The sequence below is a fragment of the Nocardia sp. NPDC060259 genome (genome assembly GCF_042728775.1).
Classification (GTDB): domain Bacteria; phylum Actinomycetota; class Actinomycetes; order Mycobacteriales; family Mycobacteriaceae; genus Nocardia.
The window spans coordinates 65,205-80,851 of sequence record NZ_JBHXAY010000003.1; the positions used below are offsets into that span (position 1 = coordinate 65,205).

Genomic DNA, 15,647 nt, shown 5'->3' on the forward strand with positions numbered 1-15,647 from the left:
CGGAATTTCAGCTGGCCAGGAGTTCCACTTCCTCCACGATCGAGTAGTGCTCGGCGTCGCCCTCGATGACGGTGCTCGGCGTGCCGTCGACGCCGATCGGGATGTCGCCGGCGAGGGTGATGCGGGTCAGGCGGCGGGGCTGGTTGTCGTAGTCGTCGATCGCGTAGTGCTGGGTGGCGCGGTTGTCCCAGATGGCGACGTCGCCGTCGGCCCAGGTCCAGCGGGTGGTGTTCTCCAGGCGGGTGACGCGGTCCTGGAACAGGCGGAACAGCGCCTGCGACTCGCTGGTGGACAGGCCGACGAAGTTCTTCACGAAGTGGCCGAGCAGCAGCGCGCGCTCGCCGGTCTCGGGGTGCACGCGCACCACCGGGTGCTCGGTCTCGTAGTAGGTGGACTGGAACTCCGCGCGGTACTCCTCGGACTTCGGGCGCAGCGGCTCGACAGTGCGGGCGGCGTAGTCGTAGACGTTGGTGTGCACCGCGCGCAGATTCTCGGCGAGGGCCTTGAGCGGTTCGGGCAGCGAGTTGTACGCGGCGACGGTGGAGGCCCAGGTGGTCGAGCCGCCGTAGGTCGGCAGGTACTCGGCGCGCAGGATCGACGCCTTCGGGATGCGGTCGACGAAGGTGACATCGGTGTGCCAGGAGTTGGCGCGGCCGTTCTCGGAATCGATCGCCAGGCTCTTGACGCCCTGCGACTTCACCGTCGGGTGCGGTGTGGTCGGGCTGCCGAGCAGCTGCGCGAACTCGTGCTGGCCGTCCTCGGTGAGGTGCTGCTGACCGCGGAAGAAGATGACCTTGTGCTCAGTGAGCGCACGACGAATCGTCGCGACGGTCGCCGCGTCGAGGTCACCACCGAGACGGACGCCGTCTACCTGGGCGCCGATGTGGGCGCCGAGCTTGGTCACCGTCACGGTGGCTGGGGTGGGGTAGTTGTGCGTCATGCATCAAGCACACCGCGAATCCCGTTCGACTGACAGGTTTTCCCTCCGGGTGATCGGAAGGCCTCAGCCGAGGTTCTCCCGCAGGTAGGCGAGGTCTTCGGCGACACCGTCGACGGGCGTCTCCAGGATGACCGGTGCCCCCGCCGTCCGGCAGACCTCGGCCAGCAGCTGCGGGTCGATGGTGCCGTCGGCGAAATTGGCGTGCCGGTCGGCGCCGGAATCGAATTCGTCGCGCGAGGAGTTCAGATGCACCAGGTCGATCCGGCCGGTGATCGCCTTGATCCGCTCGACGACGCCGACCAGTTCCTCGCCGCCCGCCCAGGCGTGGCAGGTGTCGAGACAGAAGCCGGCGCCGTAGTCGCCGACCGCGTCCCAGAGCCGGGCGATCGAATCGAAGTGCCTGGCCATCGCGTGATTGCCGCCCGCGGTGTTCTCGATCAGGATCGGCACGGCGAATCCGCCCTTGTCCTGCTGGCGTTCGAACAGCTTGCGCCAGTTATCGATTCCGGTGTCGAGCTCGGCGTCGGAGCGCACGTGCCCGCCGTGCACGACCAGGCCGAACGCGCCGAGCTCGGCGGCGGCCTTCGCCTGCTGGGCCACGGCGTTGCGCGAGGGCATCCGCAGCCGGTTGTTCAGGCTGGCCACATTGATCTGATACGACGAGTGCACGACGACGTCGATCGGACTGGCCAGGATTTCGGCGGCCTTGGGATGGGGCTGCGGTTTGTCCCAGCTCTGCGGATCGACCACGAACAGCTGGATGACCTCGGCGCCGAGCTTCTCACCGAAGCCGATCGGATCGCTCTCGTCGCGAACGTGTGCTCCAATGCGCATGATGTCACCCTAATCCGCGGCACCGACATGATCGGCGATGTTGCACTCGGCGGGCATCAGGAGATACATCGGTAGAATTCGGACGGGTGCTTCTGCCCTGGAGGGGGTGACTTCGCGGTGTTGCGCAAAGGCGACGTGTTCGCCGGGTACACGATCCGGCGCGTGCTCGGTTACGGCGGGATGGGCGTGGTCTATCTGGCCCGGCATCCCCGGTTGCCCCGGCTCACCGCGCTGAAGCTGCTCAGCCACGAGCTGTCCGCCGACGACGAGAGCCGCCGCCGGTTCGAGCGCGAGGCCGACCTGGTCGCCCAGCTCGAGCATCCCAACATCGTCAACGTCTACGACCGCGGCAACGACGACGACCAGCTGTGGATCTCCATGCAGTTCGTGGCGGGCACCGATGTCGCGACCGCCGATGTCAATGTGCTCACCCCGGACCGGGCGGTGCAGATCGTCGCCGAGACCGCGACCGCCCTGGATTTCGCGCACGCGGGCGGCGTCCTGCACCGCGACGTGAAACCGGCCAACATCCTGCTCGCGAAGCCGCCGATCGGGCGCCCGGAACGGGTGGTGCTCACCGACTTCGGGATCGCGGCCGTGCGCGACAGCGAGACGACGCTGTCCTCGGCGGGCACGATCACCGCCACCCTGGCCTACGCCGCCCCCGAACACATCGCAGGCGCTCCGCTCGATCACCGTGCCGACCAGTACTCGCTGGCCTGCACCCTGTTCTGGATGCTCACCGGCTCGGTGCCGTTCCCCGGTCCCAACCCGGCCGCGGTGATCCAGGCGCACCTGAGCAAGCCGGTGCCGCCGCTGCGCAGCCTGCGCCCCGACCTGCCGCCGACCCTGGAGACCGTGCTGGCCAGGGCCACCGCCAAGCAGCCGGAGGCGCGCTACGCCAGCTGCACGGAATTCGCCCTGGCCGCCAAGGCCGCGCTGTTCGCGGTCCCCGGCCCGTGGCATCACCACCAGCAGCCGACGGCGACCGGCGTGGTGCTGCGAGCGCGCGAACCGTATCCGCAGCAGCACTATTCGCGACCGGCCACGCCGCCGCAGCCGTATCGGCAGGCGCGACCGGCCACGCCGCCGCAGCCGCATCAGCAGGCGCAGCCGACCACCCCGGCCCAGCCGCATCAGCACGTACCGCGGCCGCCGGCGAGTGCGATTCCGCCGCGGCGCGGGACGCAGCGGCCGGGCACCATCGACTTCCCCGGCGGCCGTAACCATCCCGGCTATATCGTGCCGCCGCAGCCGAGGCGGCCACCGTGATCGGTGCGGGCTGGACGGTCGCTATACGAGCAACTGTCCACCCGGTCGGCTGCTGCTAAGGTTTCGTTGATTTTCCCGTGGCGGGCCACCCGGCCGCGGCTTTCTTGCTGTACGCGTGTGTGCTGGTGGGTCCCGGCGCACGGCGGGAAGTGGAGCAGACATGCTGGCCAACGGAGATGTCTTCGCCGGCTACGTCATCGAACGGCAGCTCGGCCGTGGTGGCATGGGTTCGGTCTACCTCGCCAAGCACCCTCGTCTACCGCGCATGACCGCGCTGAAGTTGCTCAATCGCGAGATGTTCTTCGATCAGGAGGTGCGGGCGCGGTTCGAACGGGAGGCGGATCTGGTCTCGCGCCTGGATCACCCGAACATCGTCACCGTCTACGACCGCGGTCTCGACGACGAACAGCTGTGGATCTCCATGCAGTTCATCGACGGTATCGACGCCGCCTCGGTGGACCCGCAGACGCTGCCGCCCGCTCGCGCGCTGCAGATCGTGAAGGAAACCGCCGACGCGCTCGACTACGCGCACGGCATGGGTGTGCTGCACCGCGATGTGAAGCCCGCCAACATCCTGCTCGCGCGTTCCGGCGCGGGCCGCGGTGAACGGGTCTATCTCACCGACTTCGGCATCGCCCGATTGCGTGACGACACCGGTCATCTCACCCAGACCGGCACCTTCACCGCGACCCTGGCCTATGCCTCCCCCGAACAGCTCACCGGTGCCTCGCTGGATCACCGCTCCGATCAGTACTCGCTGGCCTGCACCCTGTTCTGGCTGTTCACCGGGTCGGGGCCGTTCACGGCGACCAATCCCGCCGCGGTCATCCAGGGTCATCTGCAGCAACCGCCGCCGCCGCTGAGCAGCGCGCGGCCCGGCCTGTCCTATGCACTCGACGCGGTGCTGGCCAAGGCCATGGCCAAGCGGCCGGACGACCGTTTCGACTCCTGCTCGGATTTCGCGAACGCCGCGATCGCCGCGCTGAACAACCCGAGCGCCCCCGCCATGCCGATCGTCGGACAGCGTCCGACCACGGGCGGTGCGATCCCGGTGACCGGTGGTCCGCGTCCGACCACCGGCGGTGCGATCCCGCAGACCGGGTCGCCGTATCCCCTTGCCGCGCAAGGCCCGATGACGGGCGGGCCGATGGGCACCGCGACGCAGGGTCCGATGACCGGCGGGCCGATGGGCACCGTGGGCCACGGGCCGATGACCGGCGGCGCCATGGGCACCGCGGCACAAGGCCCGATGACCGGCGGACCGATGGCCAACCAGGCGTCGCCGCTGACCGGTGGTGCGGCGACACAGAATCCGTACAACCAGCAGTCCCGGCCGCAGTATCCGGCGCCGCCTGCCCCGCCGCGTCCGCCGGCGGGCGGGGGTTTCGGCCAGTATCCGCAGGGTCCGCGACCGCCGTCGAAGTCGAACACCGGCCTGATCGTCGGGATCGTGGTCGCCGTCGTCGTGGTGCTCGCGCTGCTGATCGGCATCGGGGTCGCGGTCAGCGGCGACGATTCCGGCGGCTCCACCACCACGACGACCTCGGTCGCGGCGGGTAAGCATGTCACCCCGGACGCCGACGCCATCAGCGCCGAGTTCGCCCAGATGGTGCCCGCCGACACCGACGGCGACACCGGCTACAACGGCGCGTCCTGCTGGGAGACCGACACCGGCTACACCCCCTCGCCCAACGACGGCGACCCCGACTTCGGCGCGTGGGTCTGGCAGTGGCGCTGCTACGACGGTGGCGGTAGCGGCGGCAACGATCCGTTCTACCGGATCTACGTCTACAACTCGGCGGCCGACGTGCAGGCCGTGATCGACGGGCTGCCGACCAACACCAAGTCGGTCGACACCAACGGCGGCAAGCAGTACACCAACTACAAGTACACCGACAACGGGAACAAGATCATCACCCAGTTCACCGGCGACCCCGATCGCGCCCAGTTCCTGATGTTCACCGACGCCTACGGCACGGCCGACGAGGTGCTGCGCTGGTGGCGCTCGGCACCGCTGAACTGAGCGAATGATCGACGAGGGCGGCGTTTTCGCCGGGTACACCATCGAGCGGCTGCTCGGCCGCGGCGGCATGGGTTCGGTGTACCTGGCGCGTCATCCGCGGCTGCCCCGGCGCACCGCGATGAAGCTGCTGAACCGGGAACTGTTCTTCGACACCGAGATCAGGGCCAGGTTCGAACGCGAGGCGGACCTGGTCGCGCAGCTCGAGCATCCGAACATCGTCACCGTGTACGACCGCGGCGTCGAGGACGACCAGCTGTGGATCTCGATGCGCTACATCGACGGCGCCGACGCGGCCTCGCTCTCGGCCCCCGTCGATGCGGCGCGGGCGGTGCGCATCGTCGCCGAGACCGCGGCGGCACTGGACTTCGCGCACAGCAGGGGCGTGCTGCACCGCGATGTGAAACCGGCGAACATCCTGCTCGAGCCGGTCGACGGCGGCGAACGCGTCTACCTCACCGATTTCGGCATCGCCCGCCTGCACAACGACAACGCCGCCAAACTCACCCAGACCGGAACCTTCACCGCCACCCTCGCTTTCGCCTCGCCCGAGCAGTTGTCGGGAATCGCCCTCGACGGACGCGCCGACCAATACTCACTGGCCTGCACACTGTTCCGGCTGCTCACCGGCACCACCCCGTTCGAGGCGGGCAACCCGGTCGCGGTGATCCAGGGCCATCTCCAGCAGCCACCCCCGCGTGCGAGCTCGCTGCGGTCCGATCTCCCGCCCGCGCTGGACACGGTGATCTCCCGCGGCATGGCCAAGCGGCCGGACGAGCGGTTCGGCTCGTGCGCCGAATTTGCCGCGGCCGCAGGTCAGGCACTGACCGACCCGACGGCGGGACAATCGTTCCCGACGTCCGCGCAGACCAGGACATATCCACCGAACTCGCCCTACACGCCGGCGCCTGGATACCCGGTCGCCGGGATGACGCCGTTCCCCGGTTCGGATGCGGCGTCCACACCGAACGCGTCGCCCGCTACCGGTACCCCGTCGTGGCAGGACGCCCAGCAGCCGTCATCGCCCGGGCTGCCGCAGGCATCGTGGCCCGGCGCGCAACAACCTTCGTGGCCAGGCGCTCAGCAGCCGTCGTCGCCTGGCGTGCAACAGCCGTCATCGCCCGGCATGCCGCAGGCGTCGTGGCCCGGCGCGCAACAGCCCTCATCGCCCGGCATGCAACAGCCTTCATGGCCCGGCGCGCAACAGCCCTCATCACCTGGCATGCAACAGCATTCATGGCCCGGCGCGCAACAGCCCTCATCACCTGGCATACAACAGCCTTCATGGCCAGTCGGTCAGCAGCCTTCGTCGCCCGGTTTCCAGCAGTCTTCGTCGCCAGGCGCGCAGCAGGCGGGGTGGCCGGGGGGCGCCCAACAGCCCTCCTGGCCGGGCGCCGGGGCGCAGCACGGATCGTGGCAGGCCGGTTCCTCGCCGCATCGTCCCGCGCCGAATGTTCGGGCCGAGCGGCCGCGCGACGCCTCGACGCCGCGTGGCGACGACGGGCGGTCGAAGGTGGCCGAGGACTATCTCGGTCCGAAACGGGGCTCCCGCTGGCAGGCGTCACCGGTGAGTTGGGTCGCCACGATCACCCTGCTCGGGCTGATCGCCTGGTTGATCGTGGGTGCGCTGACCGGCCCGGAGGGCACCGCATCGTCGTCGGGCGTCTCGACCACGACCGAGTCCGCGTCGCACACAGCCACTTCCGTCGCCCAGCGCACGACATCGAGCCCCGCGCCGACGACCAGCGACCGCAAGGTCATCGGGGCGAACGCCGCGCGGCTCAGCGAGCAGTTCCCGCGCATGCTGCCGCAGACCTCCGCGAGCAATCTGGTCCACGCGGGTTCGGGCCTGGGCAATGCGGGCTGCTTCGCCTACGACCGGGCCACCGCGAGCCGCGACACCACCGACGCCGACATGGGCGATTGGGTGGTCATGTGGCACTGCTTCGGCGGCGGCAACAAGGCGATCTACGAGTTCTTCCTCTACCCGTCCGCCGACCAGGCACAGCAGGCCGTCGCCGCGCTGCCCGCCCACGATGTCCGGGCAACGACGCACACCGGTCACGCCTATACGAACTTCGTTCTGCACGACAGCCAGCCGAAGTCGCCGCGCATGGTCACCCGGTTCGACGCCGACCCGGACCGCGCGGCCATGCTCATGTACAGCCGCGGGTTCATCGCCGACGAGGCGCAGATGCTCGACTGGTGGCACGCCGCGCCGCTGACCTAGCCCGCGGCGGTCAGCGTGTAGTTCACGAAGTCGCGCACCGGCTCGTATCCGATCGCCTGGTAGATCTTGTTCGACGTCGGATTGGCCAGATCGGTGAACAGGCAGACGCCGGCGCCCTCGGCCCGCACGACCCCGGAAACCGCGGCGGTCAGCGCACTGGCAAAGCCATTGCCACGCAGTTGCGGAGGCGTGTAGACCGGCCCGATTCTGGCCCAGCCGAGTACCTCGACGTTGCGGCCGACGAAGGCGGCGGGCGCCCCGTCGTGCTCCCACAGCCACCAGAACCCGGCGTCGATCCGCCGCCGCGCGGCCTCCTCGTCGAACGGCCGCGGTTCACCGATCTCGGCACAGAAGGCCTCGATGAAGGCCCGGCAGACGCCGAGATCGTCCTCGGTGGCCGGACGCGGCTTGCCGACGGCCTCGGGAACGGACAGGGTCGCGAGCCGGAACAGGCGGGCCGAGAACGATTCCGCGTTGGTCCCGCCCGTCTCCCGCGACCAGTACCCGGCGAAGGCAGCCGCGTCGGCCCCGACGCCTTCGACGCTGGTCGGCGGGGCCTGCTCCGCCGAGAAGGCATCGGCCACGGCCGAGATGCTGTGCGATGGCAACTCGCCGAGGTAGACCCTGCCGCCGAAGGCACTGGTGGCGACGCCGACGACCTGACCCGCGTCGTCGCGCACCGTCAGGAATCGGGTCATCGCGCCGCCCGCCCGGCCGCCGAGTTCGTTGGCGACGGCGGTGGCGATCACCGTATGCCGCAAGGGGTCTTGACGAAGAAATTTCTCGGCCTCGGCCAGGAAGCGGGCGGCGTCGCCGGTGATGTCGATACGCACAGCATCGACGGTAGGCCCCAGACGGGCCGATCGCACCTGAATTCGGCTGCTGCTCAGTCCTTCTCGAGCACGTCCCGGTCGGTGCGCAGCTTCAGCAGGATGAGACCCGCTGTGCAGGCCAGGATCAGGCCGGCGACGGTGATCTCCACATGCAGGCCGGCGATGCCGAGCCCGGCGCCGACGAGACCGCCGACGAAGAACAACCAGCCCATGACCCGTGCGGTGACCGCGCCAGCGCGATTACCCGGCGGGTTCGACAGTGCGTGCTGAAGATTTGCCGCCGCGGACGAATCACCGTTCGCCGCCGCGGGTTTCAGCCGGGGTGTCGAATAAGCTCCCATCAGTTTCTCCTCGATGACGCCGATCAGATTCTTTCGTCGCGCAACCCTCGCGCGTCAGCAGTGTCGTTCCGGGCGTCTCATGCGTAACTTCGCTCACACACGCTACGACCCGGCGACGCCGATCGCGCGCGACACGTCCCCGCGACACGCTGACGAAATCAATCCGATATCTGAATCACAAATGTTTAAAAACTACTGATTCACCGGACCCGTACTGCCGAATCGCCGGTCCTGCACTACTGTGAGGCGACTCGAAGCCGACGAGGAGTGCACGCGATGGATGACAGCCCGACCAAGCTCGTAGGTCCGGCAATCGCTGTTGGCGCGGTGTCGCTCGGACTGATCGTCATCGGTGCGTGTGGTGTCGGGCAGCAGGACGTCTACGTTCCGCCGCCACCGCTGAACGCGAATCTGGCCGCCGCACCGAGCCGGATCGCCGAGGAGACCTCCTCGACGACCGTACGGATCTCGATCCCGCCCTCCCCCAGCTGGCGGATCGCGCCGTACATGTCGCCGCGGAAACCGTTCAGCCTCAGCTCGACCGAGACCTCACCGTCGGAACCGCCGCCCGAGGGCGAGACGACGACGGAGTCCCAGCCCGCGGAGGCGACCACCGAGTCGCGTCCGCCCGCGACCACCGCCGAGGATCAGTCGACGACGACCGCGCCGCGCAGCACCACCACCCGGCCGGTGCCGACGCGCACCTCGCCGCCGCGGACCACTCCCCCGGTCGAGGAGACCACCGAGCCGGACTATCCGACGACGCACGAACACGACCACACCACCCCGGCGATCGCCACCCCGGCCGACACCGGCGCCACCCCGACGCCGGGCGCGACCACCGAGCCGACGACCACCGACGACGAGGACTGACACAGCGATGGTGCGCACCCCGGCCGGGGCACGCACCATCACCGATCCGTCCTACAGCTCCGGCAGGTCGTAACTGCCGACGCGGTCGGCCAGCACCCGCCGGTGTTCCAGCGCGCCACCGAGTGTCTGCCCGATCGCGGTCAGCCGGGCGACATAGTGGCTCACCGGATATTCCGCGGTGACGCCGATGCCGCCGTGCATCTGGATCGCCTCGCGCCCGATGTGCTCGGCGGAGCGTCCGACCTGTAGCCGCGCCCGCGAGGCCACCACCGGATCGTTGCCGCCGTCGGCCAGCGCCGCCGTCGCGAACAGGCTGATGCTGCGGGCCAGTTCGAGCGAGACGTAGCAGTCCGAGGCGCGCTGGGTCAGCGTCTGGAACTTCGACAGCGTGACGCCGAACTGCTTGCGGGTCTTGAGGTAGTCGGTGGTCAGGGTCAGCGCGATCTCCATCGCCCCCACCGACTCCGCGCACAGCGCCGCCTGCGCGTACCCCTGGGCCAGCGCGATCTGCTCGGCGGCGTCGACGGTGTCGCCCAGCAGTTCGCCGGGGGCGCCGTCGAAGTCGAACTGCGCGCCGCGCCTGCCGTCGAAGGTCCGGTAGGCGCGTTTGGTCACCCCGGACCCCGTCGGGTCGACCAGGAACAGGCCGGTCCCGCCGCCGGGCAGCACGGCGCTGACGATCAGTTCGTCGGCACAGTCACCGCGCAGCACCGGGTTCTTGACGCCGGTCAGCGCGTACCCGTCGCCCTGTGCGGTGGCGGCCGTGGTGATCTCGGTCGACGGCCAGCGCAGGCCGGGCTCGGCGTGCGCGAACGCCAGCAGCTTCTCCCCCGCGGCCAGCGCGGGCAGCAGGCGGCCGCGCTGTTCGGCGCTGCCGGTCAGCTTCAGCAGCTCGGCCGGGATCACGACCGCGTCGAGCACCGGTTCCGGGGCGAGCGCGCGACCGAGCTCCTCCTGCACCAGCATCGCCTCGACCGGGCCCGCGCCGACCCCGCCGTCGTCCTCGTCGATGGTCAGGCCGAGCACGCCCAGCTCGGCCAGCTGCTTCCAGACCGTGCGGTTCCAGCCGGGGTCGGTCTCGCCGACCTTGGCGAGGGCTTCGCCGTCGTAGAACCGGTGCAGCAGTTCGCGCACGGTGTCGCGCAGCATCGTCTGTTCGTCGGTGAGTTCGAGATCCATGTCAGCGCCTCACAATCCGAGGATCGTGGAGGAAATGATCGAGCGCTGGACCTCGCTCGAACCTCCGTAGATGGTGACCTTGCGGTAGTTCAGATAGCTGGGCCCGGTGTGCTGGGCCCAGGCGGGCGAGGCGATGCCGTCGGCGTCGACCGGGAGCGCGTCGGCGCCCGCGATGTCGAGCAGCAGTTCGGTGGCCTTCTGCTGCAGCTCGGACCCGCGCAGCTTCAGCACCGAGGAGGCCGGGTTCGGCTTGCCGTCGGCGGAGTTGGAGACCACCCGCAGCTGGGTGAGTTCCAGGGCGAGCAGCTCGTTCTCCAGCTCGGCGACGCGGGCGGCGAACACCGGGTCGTCGAGCAGCGTGCCGTGGCCGGTCCTGGTCTGGCGCGCATAGTCTTTCGCGAGCCCGATCTTGACCTTGGTCTTGCCGACGCCGGTGATCGAGGTGCGCTCGTTGCCGAGCAGGAACTTGGCGTAGGTCCAGCCCTGGTTCTCCTCGCCGACCAGCTGATCGGCGGGCACCCGGACGTTCTCGAAGAAGACCTCGTTGACCTCGTAGCTGCCGTCGATCAGCTTGATCGGGCGCATGGTGACGCCGGGCGACTTCACATCGAACAGCAGGAAGGAGATGCCGGCCTGCTTCTTCGGCGCGCTCGGATCGGTGCGAACGAGGCAGAAGATCCAGTCGGCGTACTGGCCGAGCGTGGTCCAGATCTTCTGGCCGTTGACGATGTAGGAGTCGCCGTCGCGGACCGCGGTGGTGCGCAGCGAGGCGAGGTCGGAGCCGGCGTCGGGTTCGGAGAAGCCCTGGCACCACCAGATGTCGAGCGCCGCGGTCGGCGGGAGGAAGCGCTGCTTGAGTTCCTCGGAACCGAACTGGGCGATGACCGGCCCGACCATCGAGGCGTTGAAGGTGAGCGGCTCGGGCACCGAGGCCAGCTGCATCTCGTCGAGCCACAGGTGGCGCTGCATCGGCGTCCAGTCCTTGCCACCCCAGGCCACCGGCCAGTTGGGCACGGCGAGGCCGTGGTCGTTGAGGATCTTGTTCGCGGTGACGATGTCGTCGCGGGACAGCTCGTGGCCGTATTTGACGCGGTCGCGGATTTCGACCGGGATCTCGGTCTTGTAGAAATGCCGGAGCTCGTCGCGGAAGGCGACCTCGTCAGAGGAAAGGGCTAACTTCATCCGGGTCTCCCAGCGTGGGTCGGTAGCCGTCGAGAAAAACCTACCCCTGAGTAAACGCCAGTGTCGACTACATCACACTTGCCCACGCTCAGCCCTCGCGGCCGCACCCTCGCCGGTGGCTCGGCGACCCGGTCGGCGACCTGGTACGTTGCCAGACGAGCCGGGGAACCGGTGACGAGCATCCACCGAGGAGTTACGGGTGAACGGCAGATCCATCGCAGGCAGGGCAGCGACGGTCACCGCGGCGAGCATCGGCGCGCTGGCACTGCTGGCCACGCCTGCGAGTGCGGCCCCCACCCCGGTCGAGGACGGCATCAGCCACCTGACCCACCTCGCTGGTGAGGACATCTCGGCGAAGGCGGGCGTCGGCGCGCTGGACAGCTTCACCACGCTGGTCGGCGCCGACACGCTGCGCGACATCTCGGCACAGTTCATCCCGTTCTCCTACGCGGCGCCGACATTCGGCTGCGGCAGCAACGGCCCGATCACCACGATCATCGCCGCCGCCACCTTCGAGGGGCCGGGCCCGCGCACCGAGACCAGCATGGCGCCCGGTGACATCCGGTTCAGCGCCAGCCCGCGGCACACCGGTTTCGCGCTGTCCTCGGGCCTGAGCGTGGCCTGGCTGAACGTGAACACCGGACAGAGCGGCATCGTCGCGCTCGACGACCAGACCGAATTCCAGCTGCCGTCGCTGTCGAAGACCGTGCACAGCGGCGCAGGCACCGTGATCGCCTCGATGTGGGGCACGATCGACTACCCGGGCGCCCGCTGCGTGATGACCCCGACCGTCGGCACTTTCGTCGTCCCCGACCTGCCGGTCCAGGCCACCGAAGCGCCCGCAGCGCCCGCGCCCGCACCGCAGGCCCCCAGCCCCGGCTCGGGCGAGGCTTCCACGGGTGCGCCGAAGTCGCAGGCTCCCGCCTCGGAAACCGCCGCTCCGGCACCGGCTCCCGCACCTGCTCCCGCCGAGTTGCCACAACCTGCTCCCGCACCCGGGCCTTCCGCGGTCACCGTCGACGGCTGACCGCTCTCGCACCGCCGAATCGCCTGCGACCACAACGCCATTGGTCCGTCGACAAGCCCGCTCGCCCATCACGCCGTGTCCTCGGTGCCGTCAATCTCGGGCGATACGCGCGAGGCTGCTAGCAGACTCCGCTACTTCCAGAAGCTGACACCTGCTGGCCGGTTACCGCGACAGTACAAAGCCATGAGCACTCTTAGGGGTGTCCCTATGGTTCCTGTCAGGAGGGTGCTGCCTCCGTGTCCCGTAGAGCTGTCCTGATTCCAGCATTGCGTAGAGCACGTCGCAGCGGCGTCTGGCCAGACAGATGGTGGTTGGTCGAGTACCGGTAGTTCTTGCTCGGTGCGGCTACCTCGTGGTCCCGGGTCGGGACCAGGGTGCCGTCCACGATCAGCACCGCACCACGGGGGAACCGGACTCGGGGTCGTAGCGCCAACGCGGGTCCCAGGTCCTCGATCACCCGGGCCGCGGCCGACTTCGACACCCCGAACACCGCCGCGAGCTGACGCATCGTCAGATTCGTCCGCCAATACGTGGCCACCAGCAACACCCGGTCCTCGAAACACAACCCCCACGGCCGCCCCGCAACGGCCGGTCGGCACCTTCTCGCCGCAGCCGGGTGATCAGGCGAGTGAACGTGCGTGGCCGCAGCCCGGAGAACAACTCCACCATCACCGGATCAGCCGCCGAGATCACCACCGCAGACACGATACCCATTGCCACTCAACAACTTACGGGACAACCCTTGGGCGGTGGCCGAGGACACGTTTAAGGGCGAGTGGATGCCGGTGAGCAGGCTGGGCTACTTCGCAGGACGAAGGTACGGCTCTACCCCGGGCGTCTTTACGGGCATGAGGGAAGTATCGGGATCTACGACCTTCATTCGGGTGGATGTGAAGTCCAGTTCGCGATCATTGGGATAGAACCACTGGATCGATTGCAGAGGAGTTTGCTGTCGAAGAAACAGGTAGTACGCCGCATGTGGAGTATCGTCGCTGTACGGTCCTGGAAGATTCTTCCAGCAGACTCCGACCGCTTCACTATCCTTGTTCAGGGCTGGGCTCTTAGTTCCAGGAAATACAACGACTATCCGATCCCAGTCGTCCTTGATGCCGGCAGCGCGCGTCACCTCCTGCATAGTTACGGGGGTTCCGGCGTTGGCGGCGTTTCGAGCTGCGGTAAGTAGGCCCTTTCCGTCGCCTAGCGGTGTATCTGACGACTTTAGATCGAAGGTGGTCGTGCACCCCGACTCTGTTCCCGAATGATTGGATCCGCACCCAACGAGAAGTCCACAGGACATCGCTACAGATCCGAGAACGAGGATCAAGTCTCCTGAAAGTCTCTGAATCATTACTTTCCTCCGGGGAGCGGGATGCCGACACCCGCTGGCGGTCCAGTAACTCCGGGGTCGGTCGACCGACTCCATGACAACTGCACCTGGTCGGCAGGCAGTTGGTTGCCCGTCGCGTCCTTCGCAGTGATCACGACACCCTTTCCGCTTTCAACTTCCTGACGAACTAGCGCTTGCAGTTCTTCGGGGGATGCATCCGGATTCGCGGCACCGATCTTCCTGCCTAGGTCGTTGTTCCAGAGGTCCATCGCCTCGCGGTGCGGGTTGTTTCCGCCAGTCATTTCGTGTGCAGTAGCGTACGTTTCCGTCCACTCCTCACCGAACTTCTGCGACATGAGCGCGTTCCAATACATGTGCCGGAAGGCATCTCCCTGACCATCCGCCTCGGTGGTTGGAGAGTATTCTTCGGCGGCTTGCCTTGCTTGGTCGGGAAACGACAAGGCCTGTCCGACTGCACCTATTCCTTGCGTATAATAGAGGCGCTCCATCGCCGCTATTTCTTCTGCGGTGTACAAGGAGGGTGAAATCTGGATTCCGTTCTCCTCGAGTGCATCAGCGATGAACCCGACTGGCCAGAGGCGAGGGGGCTCACCTGAGGAATCGACCTGGTTGTCCCTGAGGATTCGGGCGAGTTCCGGATCGGTTGGTGTAGTGACGGTCTCCTGCTTTGTTCGATCTGACAGGCCTTCGATATTTCTGATATAGAGTTCTGCACCCTCTTGATCCACGCGCTGAACCCAGGTCAGGGCGGCTGAAATCAAATTGTCATACCGTGTGGTCCAGAATTCTTTGGCTGCCACGGCCGCCGCGCCGAACAGCGGATTCTCCAGCATCGTCTCCCAGTTCGATTTTCGAGACTTTACATGGCCATCATCGGTCACATAGAGATCCCATGTCGAACTCTCGGCTTGCCGTTTCTGTTCGCGAATTGTATTTATATTGGTTTCCAATTCGCCAACATATAGGTCCAGACTGTCGGCAAGGTTCTCGAGTACATCCGAAGTTGCGATGGTGTCAAATTTGTCGTCCGCACCGCGCGTACGGGATACGTCTCCAGCCTGACCTGCGAAAAAAGGCTCTGACTGCGCATTTTTCTGGCCAGCACCGCTCGCTTCGGTGTCGATGGAAGTCGCGGTTTCCCGCATAATGGTTACGCATTGTTTCAGGTAGCGCAGATCCCATTTCAGGACTACAGGAACCGTCAATTGTTCAACCATGGTCATCTCCCACTATTGAGTGCGTCGGCCCATGATTGATCGCCGCGTTCGAATGCATCAGCTGCGTTCTGGATCGCATCACCGTGTTCATTCAGGCGGCGGATATGGTATTTCAATGCCGTGTCCAGCGCTTTCAAGGACTCCTCAACCTTTACGGCGAGGTTGGAAGATGCCATGTTCTCGCGGGCGGCATCCCGACTCAGCTGGGCGATGGGATGCTTGATGCTCATTGTGCTGGCATGGCTACGAAGGTGGCGTGCGAGCTCCCTCGTGCGCATGCCACGCTGGGGTGGTGCACGTGAACCATCCCTACGTGCGGGACGACACCAGCCTACTGGTCGCGTCGTCGTT

General features: G+C 67.4%; 13 protein-coding genes and 1 pseudogene. 5 read left to right on the plus strand and 9 right to left on the minus strand.

Going from position 1 to position 15,647, the window contains the following annotated elements; all coding sequences use genetic code 11:
- Positions 1–7 precede the first annotated feature (7 nt).
- Together ACFWF2_RS02365 and ACFWF2_RS02370 are read right to left on the minus strand one after the other, a co-directional pair.
- Entirely contained in the window at positions 8–940 is a 933-nt protein-coding gene (locus ACFWF2_RS02365) for a TauD/TfdA dioxygenase family protein (RefSeq protein WP_379303754.1), read from the minus strand.
- Positions 941–1,003: 63 nt separating this feature from the next.
- On the minus strand, positions 1,004–1,774 hold the full coding sequence (locus ACFWF2_RS02370; RefSeq protein WP_379303756.1) for a deoxyribonuclease IV: 771 nt from the start codon (positions 1,772–1,774) through the stop codon (positions 1,004–1,006).
- Between the two features lie 117 nt (positions 1,775–1,891).
- Here ACFWF2_RS02370 and ACFWF2_RS02375 point away from each other — a divergent pair, with 117 nt between their 5' ends.
- From ACFWF2_RS02375 to ACFWF2_RS02385, 3 genes are all read left to right on the plus strand, one after another.
- The gene (locus tag ACFWF2_RS02375; protein WP_379303758.1) at positions 1,892–3,046 is read left to right on the plus strand and encodes a protein kinase; all 1,155 of its coding nucleotides are present in this window, start codon (positions 1,892–1,894) and stop codon (positions 3,044–3,046) included.
- Between the two features lie 160 nt (positions 3,047–3,206).
- On the plus strand, positions 3,207–5,069 hold the full coding sequence (locus tag ACFWF2_RS02380) for a serine/threonine-protein kinase (RefSeq protein ID WP_379303760.1): 1,863 nt from the start codon (positions 3,207–3,209) through the stop codon (positions 5,067–5,069).
- A gap of 4 nt (positions 5,070–5,073) precedes the next feature.
- The gene (locus tag ACFWF2_RS02385) at positions 5,074–7,296 is read left to right on the plus strand and encodes a protein kinase (RefSeq protein ID WP_379303762.1); all 2,223 of its coding nucleotides are present in this window, start codon (positions 5,074–5,076) and stop codon (positions 7,294–7,296) included.
- Here the strand turns inward: ACFWF2_RS02385 and ACFWF2_RS02390 are convergent.
- Together ACFWF2_RS02390 and ACFWF2_RS02395 are read right to left on the minus strand one after the other, a co-directional pair.
- Complete coding sequence (locus ACFWF2_RS02390; RefSeq protein WP_379303764.1) at positions 7,293–8,129, minus strand: GNAT family N-acetyltransferase; 837 nt, start codon at positions 8,127–8,129, stop codon at positions 7,293–7,295. The two genes, ACFWF2_RS02385 and ACFWF2_RS02390, sit on opposite strands and share 4 nt — an antisense overlap.
- 53 nt (positions 8,130–8,182) lie before the next feature.
- On the minus strand, positions 8,183–8,470 hold the full coding sequence (locus tag ACFWF2_RS02395; RefSeq protein ID WP_379303766.1) for a hypothetical protein: 288 nt from the start codon (positions 8,468–8,470) through the stop codon (positions 8,183–8,185).
- A 276-nt stretch (positions 8,471–8,746) separates the two neighbouring features.
- Between ACFWF2_RS02395 and ACFWF2_RS02400 the strand changes: the two genes are divergently transcribed.
- Positions 8,747–9,343, plus strand: coding sequence for a hypothetical protein (locus ACFWF2_RS02400; protein ID WP_379303767.1), 597 nt, complete (start codon positions 8,747–8,749; stop codon positions 9,341–9,343).
- 51 nt (positions 9,344–9,394) lie between these two features.
- On the opposite strand, the gene ACFWF2_RS02405 is transcribed toward ACFWF2_RS02400, so the two are convergent.
- Both ACFWF2_RS02405 and ACFWF2_RS02410 read right to left on the minus strand, forming a co-directional pair.
- A complete protein-coding gene (locus tag ACFWF2_RS02405; protein WP_379303769.1) occupies positions 9,395–10,522 on the minus strand; it encodes an acyl-CoA dehydrogenase family protein in 1,128 nt (375 codons plus the stop codon).
- A 9-nt stretch (positions 10,523–10,531) separates the two neighbouring features.
- Positions 10,532–11,704, minus strand: a complete 1,173-nt coding sequence (locus tag ACFWF2_RS02410) for an acyl-CoA dehydrogenase family protein (protein ID WP_379303771.1) — start codon at positions 11,702–11,704, stop codon at positions 10,532–10,534.
- 199 nt (positions 11,705–11,903) lie between these two features.
- On the opposite strand from ACFWF2_RS02410, the gene ACFWF2_RS02415 reads away from it, so the two are divergent.
- Complete coding sequence (locus tag ACFWF2_RS02415) at positions 11,904–12,731, plus strand: hypothetical protein (RefSeq protein ID WP_379303773.1); 828 nt, start codon at positions 11,904–11,906, stop codon at positions 12,729–12,731.
- Positions 12,732–13,032: 301 nt separating this feature from the next.
- Here ACFWF2_RS02415 and ACFWF2_RS02420 read toward each other — a convergent pair.
- From ACFWF2_RS02420 to ACFWF2_RS02430, 3 genes and pseudogenes are all read right to left on the minus strand, one after another.
- Positions 13,033–13,445: pseudogene (locus ACFWF2_RS02420) on the minus strand (transposase family protein); the annotation flags it as partial.
- Positions 13,446–14,078: 633 nt separating this feature from the next.
- Positions 14,079–15,296 carry a DUF6973 domain-containing protein gene (locus ACFWF2_RS02425; protein ID WP_379303775.1) on the minus strand — a complete coding sequence of 406 codons (1,218 nt, stop codon included), beginning with the start codon at positions 15,294–15,296 and terminating at the stop codon, positions 14,079–14,081.
- A 2-nt stretch (positions 15,297–15,298) separates the two neighbouring features.
- Positions 15,299–15,526: a hypothetical protein gene (locus ACFWF2_RS02430; RefSeq protein ID WP_379303777.1), complete on the minus strand. Its 228-nt coding sequence runs from the start codon at positions 15,524–15,526 to the stop codon at positions 15,299–15,301.
- Between the last annotated feature and the right edge of the window lie 121 nt (positions 15,527–15,647).